The sequence below is a fragment of the Paraburkholderia sp. HD33-4 genome, from assembly GCF_021390635.1.
Taxonomy (GTDB): domain Bacteria; phylum Pseudomonadota; class Gammaproteobacteria; order Burkholderiales; family Burkholderiaceae; genus Paraburkholderia.
Window position 1 is genome coordinate 1,319,382 of the sequence record NZ_JAJEJS010000001.1, and the last position, 17,612, is coordinate 1,336,993.

The window sequence follows — 17,612 nt, forward strand, 5'->3', positions numbered from 1 at the left end:
TATTCGGTGGCCCGCCGCGGAGTGCTCCATGGGCGGGAAGCCAGTCAGTGTAAAAACCTCAGGCGGTACTGGAAAAACGGCGCGGAAACAACGTGGAAACAGCAGCCAGCGAAGCGCGGTCCCGCTCGGTGAACGGAGCCGCGCCGTGCGCGCTTAGACGCCCTGTTTCAGGCTTTCGCTGATGAACGGATCGAGATCGCCGTCGAGCACGCTCTTCGTGTTGCTGATTTCGACGTTGGTGCGCAGATCCTTGATCCGGCTGTTGTCGAGCACGTACGAGCGGATCTGATGACCCCAACCCACATCGGTCTTGCCGGCTTCGAGCTTGTCCTGCTCGGCCTGACGCTTGCGGATTTCCGCTTCGTACAGGCGCGATTTCAGCATCGCCATTGCTTCGGCGCGGTTACGGTGCTGCGAGCGGTCGTTCTGGCACTGCACGACGATGCCCGACGGCATGTGCGTGATACGCACCGCGGAGTCGGTCTTGTTGATGTGCTGACCGCCCGCGCCCGAAGCACGGTACGTGTCGATGCGCAGATCGGCCGGGTTGATTTCGACTTCGATCGAGTCGTCGATTTCCGGGTACACGAACACCGACGAGAACGACGTGTGACGTCCGCCCGACGAGTCGAACGGCGACTTGCGCACGAGGCGGTGCACGCCGGTTTCGGTGCGCAGGAAGCCGTACGCGTATTCGCCTTCGATCTTGATCGTCGCGTTCTTGATGCCGGCGACGTCGCCTTCGGTCTGCTCGAGCACTTCGGTCTTGAAGCCCTTGCGCTCGCAATAACGCAGATACTGACGCAGCAGCATCGACGCCCAGTCGCACGCTTCGGTGCCGCCGGCGCCGGCCTGGATGTCGAGAAAGGCGTTGTTCGGGTCGGCCGGGTTCGCGAACATCCGGCGGAATTCCATGTCGGCGACGCGCACTTCGATGGCCTGGGCATCGGCTTCGCAGGCGAGCAACGTCTCGTCGTCGGCTTCTTCGCGCGCCATGTCGAACAGGTCTTGCGCGTCGTTCACGTCATTCGTGAGCGACGTAAGCTTGCCGACCGTGTCGTCGAGCAGCTTTTTTTCCTTACCGAGTGCCTGGGCGTGCTTCGAGTCGTTCCAGACGTCCGGGTCTTCGAGTTCCCGGTTGACTTCGATTAGACGCAGTGCTTTGTCGTCGTAGTCAAAGATACCCCCGTAGGTCGTCCGCGCGCTTGCGCAGGTCGGCCAGAGAGGCTTCGATCGCGTTGAGACGTTCCGCTTCCATGTCGATCTTCTATTGCTTCGTGAAAAGGGAGAAATTATAGCCGATCGGCATGCCGCGCCGGAGCCTCGCGGGCGATCCGGCGCGTGTTCGCGATTGATTTTGCGGAAGATTTCAGCTGAGCGCGTGCTCGACGATCAGTTGCACGCGCGACACGCCGTTCCATGTGTCGCTCGCGAGCCGGTAGGCGACGGTGGTGCGCGCGGGCAGCGTATCCGTGTGGTTGAACCAGATCGCGTTGAAGCGCTGACGGCCGCGCAGCAGTTGCAGCTTCAGGTGCTTGTCCTTCACGAGCGCCTGCGACGCGACCTCGAATTCGCCCGAGAACACCGGCGCCGGAAAGCCCTGGCCCCACACGGCCGCGTCGAGCATTTCGACGAATTGCGGCGTGAAGTACGCGTCTTCAAGTTCGCCATCGGTTTCGACCGTGCGCGCGAGCGCTTCCGCCGACAGCCATTCGCGGCCGACCGCCTCGAACGCGGCCGTGAAGCGCGGCACGTCGGCGGCGGCGATCGTCAGGCCCGCGGCCATCGCGTGGCCGCCGAATTTGACGATCAGGTCCGGTTCGCGCTTCGAGATCAGATCGAGCGCGTCGCGCAGATGGAAGCCCGCGATCGAGCGTCCCGAGCCCTTGACGAGCACGCCGGTATCGTCGGCGGGCGCGAAGGTGAACGACGGGCGGTGGAACTTCTCCTTCAGCCGTCCCGCGACGATGCCGATCACGCCCTGATGCCAACCCGGATTGAACAGCGTGATCGTGGTCGAGCCGTCGGGGTCGACCGTCGACAGGTCATCGAGCGCCTGCTGCTGCATGCCGGCCTCGATTTCGCGGCGTTCGCGGTTCATCGTGTCGAGCTGCTGCGCGAGTTCCCACGCGCGGCCGACGTCGTCGGTGGTCAGGCATTCGATGCCAAGCGACATGTCCGACAGCCGTCCCGCCGCGTTCAGGCGCGGTCCCAGCGCGAAGCCGAGATCGAAGCCGGACGCGTTGCGCGCATCGCGCGCGGCGGCGCGAAAGAGGGCGGCGATGCCCGGCTGCATGCGGCCGTGGCGGATGCGCTGCAGACCTTGCGCGACCAGCACGCGGTTGTTGCCGTCGAGCTTGACGACATCGGCGACGGTGCCGAGCGCGACCAGATCGAGCAGGCCGTCGAGGCGCGGCTCGGGCAGCGCGTCGCCGAACGCGCCACGACGGCGCAGTTCCGCGCGCAGCGCGAGCAGCACGTAGAACATCACGCCCACGCCGGCGAGGCACTTGCTCGGGAACGTGCAGCCCGGCTGGTTCGGATTGACCATCGCGCGCGCGGCGGGCAGTTCGTCGCCGGGCAGGTGGTGGTCGGTGACGAGCACGTCGATGCCGAGCGCGTTGGCTGCCGCGACGCCGTCGACGCTGGCGATGCCGTTGTCGACGGTGATCAGCAGATCGGGCTTGCCGGCCGCGCTGCGCGCCGCCAGCTCGACGATGTCCGGCGTGAGCCCGTAGCCGTGCTCCATGCGGTTCGGCACCAGATAGTCGATGCGCGCGCCGAACATGCGCAGCCCGCGCACCGCGACCGCGCAGGCGGTCGCGCCGTCGCAGTCATAGTCGGCGACGACCAGCATGCGGCGCTGTTGCTGGAGCGCGTCGGCGAGTAGCGCGGCGGCGGCGTCGCAGCCCTTCAGTTCGGCGGGCGGCACGAGCCGCGCGAGGCCGGTTTCGACGTCTTCGGGCAGGCACACGCCGCGCGATGCGTAAAGGCGCGCGAGCACCGGATGCATGCCGCAGCGGGTCAGCACTTCGGCGTCGACGGGGGAGCAGGGGCGCGTAACGATTCGGGTCATGCGGAAGGGCCGTGGATCATTCGATGAAAAGCGAGGCCAGCACGCGCCGCCGCCAGAATTTGCGCAGATCGCCGCGCGTGACCGTCAGCGTCACCGAGCCGGTGTCGCCGCACAGCGTGAGGGCGAGTTCGGCGAGCTCGCCCGACTGCAGCGCCGCGAGCGCGGGCTCGAACCAGTCGGTCTGCAGTTCGGCGAATGCCTGGTTCCAACGCGCCCAGTCCTGCTCGATGTAGGGCGCGGAGAACGGATCGAGTTCGACGAGCGTTGCGCCTGTGCCGTTTGGCGCGGCGCTTGCGTTTGTCGCATGGCCGCCGTTCGAAGCAGCGTTTGTCGCACCGTTCGTCACACCGCTGGTCGCACGGCGGCGCGCCGCCGGCAGCTCGCTGTACGACGCCGGCGGCGCGCCTGTCGCGACCCCCGCGCTGAGCGCGAGACCGCGCGTGGCGGCCGCATCGGACAGCACCTGCGCGAACGGACTGCGCACCGGCCGCGCGACGCCTTGCGCGTGAAACCAGATCGAGTTGACGGCCGGCAGCCCGCGTGCCTCGCGCGCTTCGTTGACCGGATGCTCGAACCACGCCATCTGCACTTCGTTCTGCAGCTTCATCCATGCGCGCGAGCGTTCGCCGGAGTGCGCTTCGTGCGGCAGCCAGATTTCGATGTTGTGTCCGCTCGCGCGCAGCGGCGACGCGCCCGCGAGCGTGCCGAACGCGTCGCTCGACAGATACCAGCGGGTCGGCTTCGGCGCCTCGATGCGCACGCCGAGTTCCTCGATCAGCGGACGCGCAAGCGCGAGCAGCGTGCTCGCTTCATCGTCCGACAACTCCAGCGACGCGGGATCGATCAGCACCAGGTGGTCGTGCGCGATGTGCACGTGCACCGGCTGCACGCAGGCCCACGTCGCGCTGCCGGGTTCGCCGCCGTCGGCACGCAGCATGTAGGGCGCGAGCGGGGCTTCGTCGGCGGCGGCCGAGGCGCCCGGGGTGCCCGGGGTGCCAACAGGCAGCGCGCCGAACTGCCGCGCGACCCAGCGCTCGTGCGGCAGCGTGCGTTGAAAATCCTCGCCGATCACGCGTTCGACGAGCGTCGCGCGCGCGATCAGCCTGTCGAGGGCGGGACTCTGGATGTCGTGAAGCGCGGTGGAGGCGTCGGCCGCGGCGGGCAGCGCGAAAGGCAGCAGAAGATGGAGGCGGTCGGCAGGCATGATGCTGCGCATTGTAGGGCAAACGGTGTGAGTATTTCGATGAAGGACGGCCGGTTTGTCGATGGCGCGGCCGAGGCACGCCCTTTGCGCGAGCCGGCGGGATTGTGTGGCAAACTTCGCGCTTGATCGCTGGACGTGGCACGCCGGACCCGACGCCGGGCGCGGCGGGGTCGCGCACCGTGCCTCTCCTCTGCGCACTGGCGCGGCTGCACGGCAGCCGGGCGAGCGCGGAACGATCCGCGCCGCCGCGAGCCCAACGATCACGACGCTCGGGCCGCACGGCGCACGCTCGATGTCCGCCGGTCCCGACATACAGTCGAAGAACGCACAAAAGGATTCGCTTGAAATTTCCCTACGAATGGCAGATTGGCTGGCGCTACACACGCGCCGGCAAACGCACGACCGGTAACGGCTTCATTTCGTTCATCGCGCTGGTGTCGATGTCGGGTATCGCGCTCGGCGTCGCGGCGCTGATCGTCGTGCTGTCGGTGATGAACGGTTTTCAGAAGGACGTGCGCGACCGCATGCTGTCGGTGCTCGCGCACGTCGAAATCTTTTCGCCGACCGGTTCAATGCCAGACTGGCAGCTGACCGCGAAGGAAGCGCGCCAGAACAAGCAGGTGATCGGCGCGGCGCCTTATGTCGAGGCCCAGGCGCTGCTCACGCGCCAGGACGCGGTGAGCGGCGTCGCGTTGCGCGGCGTCGAGCCGACGCTCGAGCCCGAAGTGTCCGACATCGGCAAGGAAATGAAGGGCGGCAAGCTGACCGACCTCGTGCCCGGCGACTTCGGCATCGTGCTCGGCGCGGATCTCGCCGCCAGTCTCGGCGTGCAACTGAACGACAAGATCACGCTGGTCGCGCCCGAAGGCACGATTACGCCGGCCGGCATGCTGCCGCGCCTGAAACAGTTCACGGTGGTCGGCATCTTCCAGTCGGGCCACTACGAATACGACAGCACGCTCGCGCTGATCAACATCAAGGACGCGCAGGCGCTGTTCCGGCTGCCCGCGCCGACCGGCGTGCGGCTGCGCCTCACCGACATGCAGCGCGCGCCGGAAGTCGCGCATCAGCTCGCGCGCACGCTGTCGGGCGATCTGTACATTCGCGACTGGACGCAGCAGAACAAGACCTGGTTCTCGGCGGTGCAGATCGAGAAGCGCATGATGTTCATCATCCTGACGCTGATCATCGCGGTGGCCGCGTTCAATCTGGTTTCGTCGCTGGTGATGACGGTGACCAACAAGCAGGCGGATATCGCGATCCTGCGCACGCTCGGCGCGCAGCCCGGCTCGATCATGAAGATCTTCGTCGTACAGGGCGTGACGATCGGCTTCATCGGCACGGCGACCGGCGTCGTGCTCGGCTGCCTGATCGCGTGGAGCATTCCCTGGCTCGTGCCGATGATCGAGCATCTGCTCGGCGTGCAGTTCCTGCCGCCGTCGGTGTATTTCATCAGCGAGCTGCCGTCCGAGCTGGTTCCGGGCGATGTCGCGCGCATCGGCATCATCGCTTTCTTGCTGTCGGCGCTTGCGACGCTCTATCCGAGCTGGCGCGGCGCGAAAGTCCGTCCGGCGGAGGCGCTGCGCTATGAATGACCGCCTCGTCCATCCTTCCACCGATTCATCCATGACCGCTCAGGACCCCGCGTCGTATCCGTTCGTGCTCGAAGCCACCGGCATTTCCAAATCGTTCGTGCAGGGCGGCCTGAACGTGCAGGTGCTCAACGACGCGCAACTCGCCGTGCGGCGCGGCGAGAAGCTCGCGATCGTCGGTGCGTCGGGCTCCGGCAAGAGCACACTGCTGCACGTGCTCGGCGGTCTCGACGATCCGAGCGCGGGCGAGGTGTCGGTGCTCGGCAAGCCGTTCACGAAGCTCTCCGAGCGCGAGCGCAACGACCTGCGCAATCGCGCGCTCGGCTTCGTCTATCAGTTCCACCATCTGCTGCCGGAATTTACCGCGCTCGACAACGTCGCGATGCCGCTGCGGATTCGTCGCGAGACCACCGAAGTCGCGCGCCGAGAGGCCATGGCGGTGCTCGAGCGCGTCGGCATGGGGCATCGCGCGAAGCATCGGCCGGGCGAGCTGTCAGGCGGCGAGCGTCAGCGCGTCGCGATCGCGCGCGCGCTGGTCACGAAGCCCGCGTGCGTGCTCGCGGACGAGCCGACCGGCAACCTCGACGGCGGCACCGCCGACACGGTGTTCAACCTCATGCTCGAACTGTCGCGCACGCTCGAGACGAGCTTCGTGATCGTCACACACGACCCGGAACTGGCGGGCCGCTGCGACCGCATCATGCGGCTGCGCGACGGCGTGCTGCACGAGGAACCGCCGGTTCCGGTCTGAGTGCCGGCCGGCACGGTCGTTGCGGGTCGCGGATGATTGAGCGTCGCCGCGAACCGCCGGGCTGCCTTCGGTCCGGTCCCATTGCCAGTGAGACATTCCATGTGGATCGATACGCACTGCCATCTCGACGCTTCGGAGTTCGACGCCGACCGTGATGCGGTCGCGGCGTCCGCGCGCCATGCGGGCGTGTCGCGCATCGTGATTCCGGCGATCGGGCGACAGAACTTCGCGGCGGTGCGCGAGCTCGCGCACCGCGTCGCCGGCGGCGCGTACGCGCTCGGCATTCATCCAATGTACACGCCTCGCGCGGTCGATTCCGACCTCGACCTGCTGCGCATGGAGATCGAGGCGAGTCTCGACGATCCTCGCTTCGTCGGCATTGGCGAGATCGGGCTCGACTATTTCGTCGACGGTCTCGACGATGCGCGCCAGCAGTTCTTCTACAACGGCCAGTTGCAGCTCGCGCGCGAATTCGATCTGCCGGTGATCTGCCATGTGCGCAAATCGCAGGATCAGGTGATCGCGGGACTGCGGCGGCATCAGATTCATCGCGGCATCGCGCACGCGTTCAACGGCAGTTTCCAGCAGGCTCAGGCGTACATCGATCAGGGCATGCATCTCGGTTTCGGCGGCAACCTGACGTTCGAGCGCGCGCGGCAGATCCGGCGGCTCGCCGAACAACTGCCGTTCGACGCGCTCGTCGTCGAGACCGACGCGCCCGATATCGCGCCGTCGTGGATGTACAGGCAGCGCAATTCGCCCGAGCAGATTCCGGCGATCGGCGCGAGCCTCGCGCAACTGCGCGGTGTCACTTCCGACGCAGCCGCCCTTGGCACAACGGCTAACGCGCTCGCCGCGCTGCCTCGACTCGCGCTTTCCTCTGCATAATCGATTTCGTTGATCGAAAGGGTTCGCGCCGGGCGACGCCCACGCCCGGCGGGTGCGCTGCTGCCTGTCGCCGGCGCGTGAGCTCGCCTGGCGCCAGCGGCGCGGAGGGCGGATGCGAGCAGTCTGGAGTGGGTTTGCGTTGGGGGTGATCTGGCTGCAGCGGCAGGCGGTGTTGCCGGATACGGGCGGGTGGTGGGCGTGGGTGCTGGCCGGCTGCGCGGCGGTGGGCGTTGCCGTGTGGGGGTTGCGTGGCGGTGCAGTTGATGTGGCTGGTTCAGCTGGTTCGGCGGATGCGTCAAGTGCGGTGTGTGCGGCAAGCGTGGCACGTACGGCAGGTCCGGCGCACGAGCGCGAACACGAGCGACGCTTCTCACCCCAGCTCGCTCGCCGGGCATGGCGCGACGCTCGCATACGGCGGGTGGCCGGCTGGGTCGCCGTATGGTGCGCAGCGATCTGCGTCGGCTTCGGCTATGCGGCCATGCGTGCTCAAACGCGGCTCGCGGTGAGCCTGCCGCATGAGTGGGAAGGGCGCGACATCGAGGTCGTCGGTACTATCAAGGGATTGCCGGCGCGCGAGGACAAAGGCGCGCGCTTCCTGTTCGACGTCGACGCGAACGATGCGCAGCTTGCCCCTTTCCCACGCGTGATCCAGCTAGCCTGGATCGCGCGCGACGCCCCGGCGCCGTCGCTCGAACCGGGCGAACGCTGGCGTCTGACCGTGCGCCTGAAACGCCCGCACGGCAATGCGAATTTCGGCGTGCGCGATGCCGAGGCGAGTCTGCTCGCGCGCAACGTCCGCGCGACCGGCTATGTGAGCGTGCCGGATCGTGCGCAGCGGCTCGCCGGTCACGCACGCGGGCTCGCCGTACTGATCGACCGCTGGCGCGCCGCGTTGCGTGCGCGTATCGACGAGGTGCTTGCCGATGCGCCGCATCGCGGCATCGTCGTCGCGCTCGCGATCGGCGCGCAGGACGAAGTGAGCCGCGCCGACTGGCAATTGATGCGCGGCACCGGCACGAGTCATCTGGTGGCTATTTCGGGCTTGCATATCGGCTTCGTCGCGGGGCTGACGGGCTGGCTCGCGGCAGCAATCTGGCGGCGGTCGGCCTGGCTCGGCCGCAACTGGCCGTTGCGCTGGCCGGCGCAGCTCTTCGGCGTGACGGCCGGTGCGACGTTCGCCGCGCTGCATGCCGCGCTCGCGGGCTTCAACGTGCCGGCGCAACGCGCGCTGTGGATGGCCGCGCTCGTTGCGCTGGGATTCGTCGGCGGCCGTCAGTTCGCTCGCTCCACCGTGCTCGCGTGGGCACTCGGGCTCGTGCTGCTGGTCGATCCGTGGGCGGTCGTGTCGGCCGGCTTCTGGCTGTCCTTTTGCGCGGTCGGCGCGATCCTGTTTGCGATGTCGGGACTGCCGCGAGTGCGGCATCTTCAGGCGTCCCGTCATGATGAGGGCGAGCAGGGCGGCGCGGCGCGAGGCGGGTGGCAGGCGCTGCGTGCCGCGTTGATCCGGCGACTGCGCGGACTCGCCGAACGGTTGCGCAGCGCCGCGCACGTGCAGGTCGCGGTGACGCTCGCGCTTGCGCCGCTGACCGCCTACTGGTTCGCGCAGATTCCGCTCGTCGGTCCGCTCGCGAATGCGTTCGCGATACCGTGGATGAGCCTGCTCGTCACGCCGGCAGTGCTCGCGGGCGTTGCGTTGCCCGCGCCACTCGACGCGTTTGCATGGCGTGCCGCGCACACGCTGCTCGATAGTCTGGTGGGCTGCCTGCAACTGGTGTCGGGACCGCGCTGGACGCTGTGGTGGTTGCCGCAGCCGCAAGCGTGGGCGCTCGCCGCGGCGGCGTTCGGTGTGCTGTGGTGCCTCGCGCCGCGTGGCTGGCCGCTGCGCTGGGCGGCGCCGCTGACGTGGCTGCCGCTACTGATGCCCGGCGCAAACGGCGCACTCGCCGAGCCATCAGGCGCATTCCGCCTGACTGCGCTCGATGTCGGGCAGGGCACGTCGGTACTCGTGCAGACCGCACATCACGCGTTGTTGTTCGATGCGGGTCCCGGCCCGGAATCGACGCACGCTGGCGAGCGCGTGGTGGTGCCGTTCCTGCAGGCTCAAGGCGTGACGACGCTCGATACGCTGATGATCAGTCACGCCGATTCGGATCACGCGGGCGGCGCGCCGGCCGTGCTCGATGCGATCGAGGTGCGTCAGCTGGTGGCCGGACTGGAGCCGGCCGATGCGCTGTGGCCGAAGGCGCAGCACCTCGGCGCGCAAACGCTGCCGTGTGTGGCGGGGCAGCGCTGGCAGTGGGACGGTGTCGAGTTCGCGGTACTGTGGCCGGACGCTGGGGCGCTAACCGGCAAGGCGAACGAGCATTGCTGCGTGCTCAGGGTCAGCACCTTGCAGAGTGCCGCCGCAAGCGAGGCGGCGACGCACGCCGGTGCCACAGCGTCGCGTTTCGCGGCCCTGCTGACCGCCGACATCGAAGCGCCGACCGAACGCGTGCTGGTCGCGCGCGATCGCGACTTGCTGCGCGCGCAAGTGTTGGTGGTGCCGCATCATGGCAGCAAGACCTCGTCTACCGAGCCGTTCCTCGACTCTATCGATCCGTCCATCGCGCTATTTCAGGTAGGCTATGAGAATCGCTTTCATCATCCCAATGCGGGCGTGTTCGCGCGCTATGTGGCGCGTCATATCGAGCTCGGGCGCAGCGATCGCGATGGTGCCGTCAAGGTCGACGTCGACCCGGCCGCGCGCGGTGAGGAGGGCGCCGCGCTGACGCTCGAGCGCTATCGCGACACGCAACGCCGCTACTGGATGGAGCCCTGAGCGCGCCGCGGCTCGCTGAGCGCAACGGCGCGCACAACAGGCGCAAGCAGCGATATAAACAGTGGCAAAAGCAGTGGCAAAAGCAGCGGCAAAAGCAGCGGCAAAAGCAGCGGCCCAGGCAAAGCACCCGCCCACGCGTAAAAAACACAACGGAGATCGCCGCATTTGAAAAACATCATCCATTTCTCGCACGCGAACGGCTTTCCGGCCTCGACTTACCGGACGATCTTCGCCGAGCTCTCCGACGACTACGACGTGCGCTCGATCGAGCGGATCGGCCATGATCCGCGCTTTCCTGTCACGCAGGATTGGCCTCATCTGGTCGAGCAACTGCTCGACGACATCGCCCGCAAGTACGAGCAGCCGGTGTGGCTCGTCGGGCATTCGCTCGGCGGTTATCTGTCGCTGATGGCAGCGCTGAAAAAGCCGCAGTGGGTGAGGGGCGTCGTGATGCTCGACTCGCCGGTGATCGCCGGCTGGCGCAGCAGCATGCTGCGCGTGTCGCAATGGACCGGGCTCGACGAGCGGCTGTCGCCCGCCGCCGCGACGCGCAAGCGCCGCACGCAATGGACGAGCCGCGACGAAGCATGGCGGCACTTCCATTCGAAGCCTGCGTTCGCTCGCTGGGACGAGCGCATGCTGTCCGACTACATCGACTTCGGCATCCCGCAGGGCTCGCCCGACGGCACCCGCATGCTCGCGTTCGATCGTCGCACCGAATACCAGATCTACCGGACGCTGCCGCATACGCTCGGCGCGCGGCTCGCGCGCGGCGCGCCGGTGCCGGTCGGGTTCATCGCCGGGACGCGCTCGAAGGAAATCCGCCAGGCCGGTCTCGACGCGACGCGGCGCGCGACCGGCGGGCATGTCGAATGGATCGAGGGCAGCCATCTGTATCCGATGGAAAAGCCGATCGAAACCGCGCGCGCGGTGCAGCGCATGTTGCGCGAACTGGAGCGAACCGCCTGACTCGCAGCGGGCGCGAGGCGGGCACAAACTGCTGCGCCGGCTGCGACGCGAGGCGGTATCGGCGCGCGGCGGGCCGGTCGTTTTTTGCTGGGTCGGGACCATCCTTTACGGTATAATCCGTTTTTCCCGCGAGCATCCAGCGATGACCAAATATGTTTTCGTCACCGGCGGCGTAGTATCTTCCCTCGGCAAGGGTATTGCCGCCGCTTCCCTCGCCGCGATCCTCGAATCGCGCGGTCTTAAAGTCACCCTCCTCAAACTCGATCCGTACATCAACGTCGACCCCGGCACGATGAGCCCGTTTCAGCACGGCGAAGTGTTCGTGACGGAAGACGGAGCGGAAACCGACCTCGACCTCGGCCACTACGAGCGCTTCATCAGCACGAAGATGCGCAAGGCCAACAACTTCACCACGGGCCAGATTTACGAGTCGGTGATCCGCAAGGAACGCCGTGGCGATTATCTCGGCAAGACCGTGCAGGTCATTCCGCACATCACGAACGAAATCCAGGCATTCGTCGAACGCGGCGCGGCTTCCGCGACGTGCGGCGAACCGGATGTCGCGATCGTCGAAGTGGGTGGCACGGTGGGTGACATCGAATCGCTGCCGTTCCTCGAAGCCGCGCGTCAGATGAGCCTGCGCCTCGGCCGCAACAGCGCGTGCTTCGTGCACCTGACGCTGGTGCCCTGGGTTGCCACGGCCGGCGAACTCAAAACCAAGCCCACGCAGCACAGCGTGCAGAAGCTGCGCGAAATCGGCATCTCGCCGCACGTGTTGCTGTGCCGCGCCGATCGCCGCATTCCGGACGACGAGCGCGCGAAGATCTCGCTGTTCTCGAACGTGCCCGAAGACGCGGTGATTTCCGTGTGGGACGCCGATAGCATCTACAAGATTCCGCAGATGCTGCACGATCAGGGTCTCGACGCGATCATCTGCGAAGAGTTGAAGCTCACGCCGAAGGCGGCGGACCTCACGATGTGGTCCGACCTCGTCGAGAAGCTGCAGAACCCGAAGCACGAAGTGACGATCGGCATGGTCGGCAAGTACGTCGATCTGACCGAGTCGTACAAGTCGCTGATCGAAGCGCTGCGTCATGCGTCGATGCATACGTCGACGCGCGTGAACATCGAGTACATCGACTCCGAAGAGATCGAGACGCAAGGCGTCGAAAGCCTCAAGCATCTCGACGCGGTGCTCGTGCCGGGCGGCTTCGGCCGTCGCGGCACCGAAGGCAAGATTGCCGCGATCCGCTATGCCCGCGAAGCGAAGGTGCCGTATCTCGGCATCTGCCTCGGCATGCAGCTCGCCGTGATCGAATTCGCGCGCGATGTGGTCGGCCTGAAGGACGCGAACAGCACCGAGTTCGATCAGGAAACGAAGAACCGCGTGGTCGCGTTGATCACCGAGTGGTACGACCGTGAAGGCCGTGTCGAGAAGCGCACCGAAGAGTCGGACCTCGGCGGCACGATGCGCCTCGGCTCGCAGCGCTGCCCGATCAAGCCCGGCACGCTCGCCGAAGAGATCTATGGCACGGATGTGAACGAGCGTCATCGTCACCGTTATGAGGTGAATAACCGATTCGTGCCCCAGCTCGAAGGCGGTGGCCTCATCATTAGCGCCCGTACCCCGAGCGAGGATCTGCCGGAAATGATGGAACTGCCGCGCAGCATGCACCCGTGGTTCGTCGGCGTGCAGTTCCACCCGGAATTCACGTCCACGCCGCGTGACGGTCATCCGCTGTTCAAGTCGTTCGTCGAAGCGGCGCTCGCGCATCAGCAGTCGAGGGTCGAGGAGAAAGCATGAAACTGGGCGATTTCGAAATCGGGCTCGACAAGCCGTTTTTCCTGATCGCCGGTACCTGTGTCGTCGAATCCGAACAGATGACGATCGACACGGCCGGCCGCCTGAAGGAAATTTGCGCGAAGCTGAACATTCCGTTCATCTACAAATCGTCGTACGACAAGGCCAACCGCAGCAGCGGCAAGTCATTCCGCGGTCTGGGCATGGACGAAGGCCTGCGCATCCTGTCGGAAGTCAAGCGCCAGCTCGGTCTGCCGGTGCTGACCGACGTGCACGCCGAGCACGAGATCGAGCAGGTCGCGTCGGTCGTCGACGTGCTGCAAACGCCCGCGTTCCTGTGCCGTCAGACCGACTTCATCCACGCGTGCGCGCGCTCGGGCAAGCCGGTCAACATCAAGAAGGGCCAGTTTCTCGCGCCGCACGACATGAAGAACGTGATCGACAAGGCGCGCGACGCCGCGCGTGAAGCGGGTCTGTCGGAAGACCGCTTCATGGCGTGCGAGCGCGGCGTGTCGTTCGGCTATAACAACCTCGTGTCGGACATGCGGTCGTTGGCGATCATGCGCGAGACCAACGCGCCGGTCGTGTTCGACGCGACGCACTCGGTGCAGTTGCCGGGTGGTCAGGGTACGAGTTCGGGCGGCCAGCGCGAATTCGTACCGGTGCTCGCGCGTGCCGCGGTCGCGGTCGGCGTCGCCGGTCTGTTCATGGAAACGCACCCGAATCCGGCGCAGGCGAAGTCGGACGGGCCGAACGCGGTGCCGCTCAACCGCATGGCCGACCTGCTCGAGACGCTCGTCACGCTCGACCAGGCCGTCAAGCGCGGGCCGTTCCTCGAAAGCGATTTCAACTGATTCAGGCGTGTGCCGCGTGTCACGATTGCTCTCGATAATCGGCAAGCGGCGTTTTCGCACAATGGTGGTCGAACGTATCGGCGCGGGAGTTGTCTGTCGGGGAGACCGGCAGGTGCGTTGCATGGGACCCGAGTAGGCGCTAAAGCGCCAACTCCGGATCGACAGCGCAATACAGTGTCGCAGTAAAGAATTCAACGTCATCCTTTGAGGAAACCATGAGTGCTATCGTAGACATCATCGGTCGAGAGATTCTCGATTCGCGAGGCAACCCCACCGTCGAATGCGACGTGCTGCTCGAGTCGGGCACGATGGGCCGCGCAGCGGTCCCGTCGGGCGCGTCGACCGGCTCGCGCGAAGCGATCGAACTGCGCGACGGCGAAGCCGGCCGCTACGGCGGCAAGGGCGTGCTGAAGGCCGTCGAGCACATCAACACTGAAATCTCCGAAGCGATCATGGGTCTCGACGCTTCCGAGCAGGCTTTCCTCGACAAGACGCTGCTCGAGCTCGACGGCACCGACAACAAGTCGCGCCTCGGCGCGAACGCGATGCTGGCCGTGTCGATGGCCGTCGCGAAGGCCGCGGCTGAAGAAGCCGGCCTGCCGCTGTACCGCTACTTCGGCGGCTCGGGCGCGATGCAACTGCCGGTGCCGATGATGAACATCGTCAACGGCGGCGCGCATGCGAACAACAGCCTGGACATCCAGGAATTCATGATCGTGCCGGTCAGCCAGCCGACCTTCCGCGAAGCGCTGCGCTGCGGCGCCGAAGTGTTCCACGCGCTGAAGAAGATCCTGTCGGATCGCGGCATGAGCACGGCAGTCGGCGACGAAGGCGGCTTCGCGCCGAACTTCGGCAGCAACGAGGAATGCCTGTCCACCATCCTGCAGGCCATCGAGAAAGCAGGCTACCGCGCCGGTGAAGACGTGCTGCTCGCGCTCGACTGCGCGGCGAGCGAGTTCTACCACGACGGCAAGTACCAGCTCGCGGGCGAAGGCCTGCAGCTGTCGTCGACGGAATTCGCGGACTACCTCGCGAACCTCGCCGACAAGTTCCCGATCGTGTCGATCGAAGACGGCATGCACGAAGGCGACTGGGAAGGCTGGAAGACGTTGACCGACAAGCTCGGCGACAAGGTCCAGCTGGTCGGCGACGACCTGTTCGTGACCAACACGCGCATCCTGAAGGAAGGCATCGAGAAGGGCATCGCGAACTCGATCCTGATCAAGATCAACCAGATCGGTACGCTGACGGAAACTTTCGCGGCGATCGAAATGGCCAAGCGCGCGGGCTACACGGCCGTGATTTCACACCGCTCGGGCGAAACCGAAGACTCGACGATCGCGGACATCGCCGTCGGTCTGAACGCCGGCCAGATCAAGACCGGTTCGCTGTCGCGTTCGGACCGCATTTCGAAATACAACCAGCTGCTGCGTATTGAGGAAGATCTCGGCGATATCGCCAGCTACCCGGGCAAGTCGGCGTTCTACAATCTGCGCTAAGCGTTTTCGCCAGATTGTTCACGCCGATCGATGAACTGGTTATCCTTCGTTTCTGATTGACCTCGCCGCCCTGCGTATAGCGCAGGGCGGCGCGTATTTATTGTGCTTACTTCATGCGGCTTGTCACTGCTGTCCTGATCGTTCTGCTGGCCTTGATCCAGTACCCGCTCTGGTGGGGGCACGGCGGCTGGCTGCGCGTGCATGAGTTGCAGGGCCAACTCGCGCAGCAACTGCAGAAGAATGCCGACTCGAAGCTGCGTAACGAGCGCATCCAGGGCGAAGTCCAGGATCTGCAGAACGGCACCGCCGCCGTCGAAGAGCGGGCGCGTTACGAAATGGGCATGGTCAAGGACGGCGAAGTGTTCGTGCAGTTCGTGTCGCCGAACCAGCCATTGCCGGCGGCGAACGCACAGTCGGCGGATACCTCGACGCGCGGGGAAGTGTCGGCGGCGCCGCTGCACGTGGTGCCGAATCCGGAGTCGCGCGCGAAGCCCGATCGCAAGCATGGCGGGAAGGCGGTCGTTGCGAAGGAGAAGAAGCCGGCCCACTGAGGTTCGATAGCACGCATCGGCCTGGTATGGAGAACGAAACAAAGCGCGGTTCATCTTGAACCGCGCTTTTTCGTTTTTGCGCTGCCGTGTTCGCTGCTACCAGCCCCAGTACGGCCCGAATCCGACGCCGATCCCGGTTCCCCAGCCACGTCCCCAGCCGCCGCTCGAGAAGCCCGCGGAAAACCTCACGGGCGGCGAGCGCGAGTAATAGCGCGACCAGGCCTGCGCGGCGGCGTCCGCTGCCATCGTCTGATCCTGTTCGAACATGACCTGTTGCTCGATCGCGTCATAGCGCGCGAGTTCCTCGGGTGTCAGCGTCTGTGTGTGATTGATGGCCTCCGCCTGATCGGGCGGCAGACGGCTCAGAATTGGCGCGGGGCCCGGCGGATCGATCGAGCAGCCGGCCAGCGCCGCGCTGCCCGCGACGACGGCGAGTATCAACGAAAGCATGTGCTTCATGGTCGAATCTCCATCGGTGCGAGGCTCGAACAGGCTCTGCCGACGCGCGGCGCCGCATCGTTCCGATGTAGCGCCGCGCTCAAAAACAACGCGCCGCCCGAGCCGTGACGAGGCATGGGGCGGCGCGGTAAGGACGTCCGTCGAAAAGCGCGATCAGTTCGCCGGCACGGAGTCCGCTGCGGCGAAAGCGCGTTTAGTGCCGCTGCGCGGCCGCCGGCGTCACACCTTGTGAGAGTCCGCCGGCCACGAAAAGTTGCGCGACGTCGACCGGGTCGAACTCGTAGCGCTGATTGCAGAACTCGCAGTGAATTTCGACGTGGCCGCGTTCCTCGATCACCCCGTCGATTTCATCGCGGCCGAGCATCTTCAGCATCGCCCCGACTTTTTCGCGCGAGCACGTGCATTCGAAGCGCGCGACGACCGGCTCGAAATGCTGGACGTTTTCCTGCCAGAACAGGCGCCGGAACACCGTCTCCGGTTCTTCCTTCAGCAGCTCGTCCTGCGACAGCGTGCCGCCGAGCGTGCACACGCGCTCCCACGTATCCGCGTCGAGTTCGCCCGGATGCGGGACGATGCCGCCGTCGCCGGGCAGCTTCTGCAGCAGCATGCCGACCGCGCGCTCGGTGTTCGCCGCGAGCCACATGCGCGTGTCGAGTTGCTCGGAGTGATGCATGTAGTGCTCGAGCACTTCTGAGATCGACTTCAGCGGCCCGTCCACGCCCGACAGCGGCACGATACTCTGGTACGGCTGCTGGCCGGGTTGCTTGCTGGTCGGGTCGAGCGTGATCACACAGCGGCCGTGGCCGCTCGCGTTCACCAGATCGATTAGCGAGGTCGTGTCGTCGATCGTGTGGGCGGCTTCGCCGGACAGCTTCGCGGTGGCGCGCATCGTCAGATTGGAGCTGCACTGCACGACCAGCATCTTGACCGGGCCATCGCCGAAGATCTGCATGACGAGCGTGCCGTCGAATTTCAGGTTCGCCGACAGCAGCGCGCACGCGGCCATCATTTCGCCCAGAATCGTTCGCACGGGCGCCGGATAATCGCGGCGCGTCAGCACGTCCTGCCAGGTATTGCGCAGGGAAACGATCTCGCCGCGCACCGGCGCCGCGTTGAACATGAATTTTTGCAACTGGTCGCTCACAACTTT

At 66.1% G+C, this 17,612-nt stretch carries 14 protein-coding genes; 9 read left to right on the forward strand and 5 right to left on the reverse strand.

Features of this window, described 5'->3' with window-relative positions; translation table 11 throughout:
* Positions 1 to 153: 153 nt before the first annotated feature.
* The 3 genes from prfB to L0U84_RS05850 form a co-directional block, all read right to left on the reverse strand.
* Positions 154 to 1,258, reverse strand: a protein-coding gene (gene prfB, locus L0U84_RS05840) for a peptide chain release factor 2 (protein ID WP_233848436.1) whose coding sequence is annotated in 2 segments (ribosomal slippage) — positions 154 to 1,176 and positions 1,178 to 1,258 — 1,104 coding nt in all. Because the reading frame shifts where the segments join, the coding sequence is not laid out codon by codon here.
* 111 nt (positions 1,259 to 1,369) lie between these two features.
* Positions 1,370 to 3,076: a single-stranded-DNA-specific exonuclease RecJ gene (gene recJ / locus L0U84_RS05845; RefSeq protein ID WP_233848438.1), complete on the reverse strand. Its 1,707-nt coding sequence runs from the start codon at positions 3,074 to 3,076 to the stop codon at positions 1,370 to 1,372.
* 16 nt (positions 3,077 to 3,092) lie between these two features.
* Positions 3,093 to 4,292, reverse strand: a complete 1,200-nt coding sequence (locus L0U84_RS05850) for a regulator (protein WP_233848440.1) — start codon at positions 4,290 to 4,292, stop codon at positions 3,093 to 3,095.
* A 329-nt stretch (positions 4,293 to 4,621) separates the two neighbouring features.
* On the opposite strand from L0U84_RS05850, the gene L0U84_RS05855 reads away from it, so the two are divergent.
* The 9 genes from L0U84_RS05855 (at position 4,622) to ftsB (ending at position 16,003) form a co-directional block, all read left to right on the forward strand.
* Positions 4,622 to 5,875, forward strand: coding sequence for a lipoprotein-releasing ABC transporter permease subunit (locus L0U84_RS05855; RefSeq protein WP_233848444.1), 1,254 nt, complete (start codon positions 4,622 to 4,624; stop codon positions 5,873 to 5,875).
* Positions 5,868 to 6,623: a lipoprotein-releasing ABC transporter ATP-binding protein LolD gene (gene lolD, locus L0U84_RS05860; protein WP_233848445.1), complete on the forward strand. Its 756-nt coding sequence runs from the start codon at positions 5,868 to 5,870 to the stop codon at positions 6,621 to 6,623. Before L0U84_RS05855 ends, lolD begins: the two co-directional genes overlap by 8 nt.
* A gap of 99 nt (positions 6,624 to 6,722) precedes the next feature.
* Positions 6,723 to 7,511 carry a TatD family hydrolase gene (locus L0U84_RS05865; RefSeq protein WP_233848446.1) on the forward strand — a complete coding sequence of 263 codons (789 nt, stop codon included), beginning with the start codon at positions 6,723 to 6,725 and terminating at the stop codon, positions 7,509 to 7,511.
* 112 nt (positions 7,512 to 7,623) lie between these two features.
* A complete protein-coding gene (locus tag L0U84_RS05870) occupies positions 7,624 to 10,329 on the forward strand; it encodes a DNA internalization-related competence protein ComEC/Rec2 (protein WP_233848447.1) in 2,706 nt (901 codons plus the stop codon).
* A gap of 165 nt (positions 10,330 to 10,494) precedes the next feature.
* On the forward strand, positions 10,495 to 11,298 hold the full coding sequence (locus L0U84_RS05875) for an alpha/beta fold hydrolase (RefSeq protein WP_129959373.1): 804 nt from the start codon (positions 10,495 to 10,497) through the stop codon (positions 11,296 to 11,298).
* 142 nt (positions 11,299 to 11,440) lie between these two features.
* Positions 11,441 to 13,102, forward strand: a complete 1,662-nt coding sequence (locus tag L0U84_RS05880; protein WP_129959374.1) for a CTP synthase — start codon at positions 11,441 to 11,443, stop codon at positions 13,100 to 13,102.
* Entirely contained in the window at positions 13,099 to 13,953 is an 855-nt protein-coding gene (gene kdsA / locus L0U84_RS05885) for a 3-deoxy-8-phosphooctulonate synthase (RefSeq protein WP_013089801.1), read from the forward strand. The genes L0U84_RS05880 and kdsA overlap by 4 nt, the downstream gene beginning before the upstream one ends.
* Positions 13,954 to 14,168: 215 nt before the next feature.
* Entirely contained in the window at positions 14,169 to 15,452 is a 1,284-nt protein-coding gene (gene eno / locus L0U84_RS05890; RefSeq protein WP_233848448.1) for a phosphopyruvate hydratase, read from the forward strand.
* Positions 15,453 to 15,565: 113 nt separating this feature from the next.
* Positions 15,566 to 16,003, forward strand: a complete 438-nt coding sequence (gene ftsB / locus L0U84_RS05895; protein WP_129959377.1) for a cell division protein FtsB — start codon at positions 15,566 to 15,568, stop codon at positions 16,001 to 16,003.
* 96 nt (positions 16,004 to 16,099) lie between these two features.
* On the opposite strand, the gene L0U84_RS05900 is transcribed toward ftsB, so the two are convergent.
* Positions 16,100 to 16,462, reverse strand: a complete 363-nt coding sequence (locus tag L0U84_RS05900) for a hypothetical protein (RefSeq protein ID WP_233848450.1) — start codon at positions 16,460 to 16,462, stop codon at positions 16,100 to 16,102.
* Between the two features lie 193 nt (positions 16,463 to 16,655).
* The gene (gene hslO, locus L0U84_RS05905; RefSeq protein ID WP_233848452.1) at positions 16,656 to 17,606 is read right to left on the reverse strand and encodes an Hsp33 family molecular chaperone HslO; all 951 of its coding nucleotides are present in this window, start codon (positions 17,604 to 17,606) and stop codon (positions 16,656 to 16,658) included.
* Positions 17,607 to 17,612 lie beyond the last annotated feature (6 nt).

Excerpts from the sequence above, each read along its gene's own strand:
- recJ (WP_233848438.1), bottom strand. The coding sequence starts at position 3,076 with ATGACCCGAATCGTTACGCGCCCCTGCTCCCCCGTCGACGCCGAAGTG.
- L0U84_RS05850 (WP_233848440.1), bottom strand. The coding sequence starts at position 4,292 with ATGCGCAGCATCATGCCTGCCGACCGCCTCCATCTTCTGCTGCCTTTC.
- lolD (WP_233848445.1), top strand. The coding sequence starts at position 5,868 with ATGAATGACCGCCTCGTCCATCCTTCCACCGATTCATCCATGACCGCT.
- L0U84_RS05865 (WP_233848446.1), top strand. The coding sequence starts at position 6,723 with ATGTGGATCGATACGCACTGCCATCTCGACGCTTCGGAGTTCGACGCC.
- L0U84_RS05870 (WP_233848447.1), top strand. The coding sequence starts at position 7,624 with ATGCGAGCAGTCTGGAGTGGGTTTGCGTTGGGGGTGATCTGGCTGCAG.
- L0U84_RS05880 (WP_129959374.1), top strand. The coding sequence starts at position 11,441 with ATGACCAAATATGTTTTCGTCACCGGCGGCGTAGTATCTTCCCTCGGC.
- kdsA (WP_013089801.1), top strand. The coding sequence starts at position 13,099 with ATGAAACTGGGCGATTTCGAAATCGGGCTCGACAAGCCGTTTTTCCTG.
- eno (WP_233848448.1), top strand. The coding sequence starts at position 14,169 with ATGAGTGCTATCGTAGACATCATCGGTCGAGAGATTCTCGATTCGCGA.
- ftsB (WP_129959377.1), top strand. The coding sequence starts at position 15,566 with ATGCGGCTTGTCACTGCTGTCCTGATCGTTCTGCTGGCCTTGATCCAG.
- L0U84_RS05900 (WP_233848450.1), bottom strand. The coding sequence starts at position 16,462 with ATGAAGCACATGCTTTCGTTGATACTCGCCGTCGTCGCGGGCAGCGCG.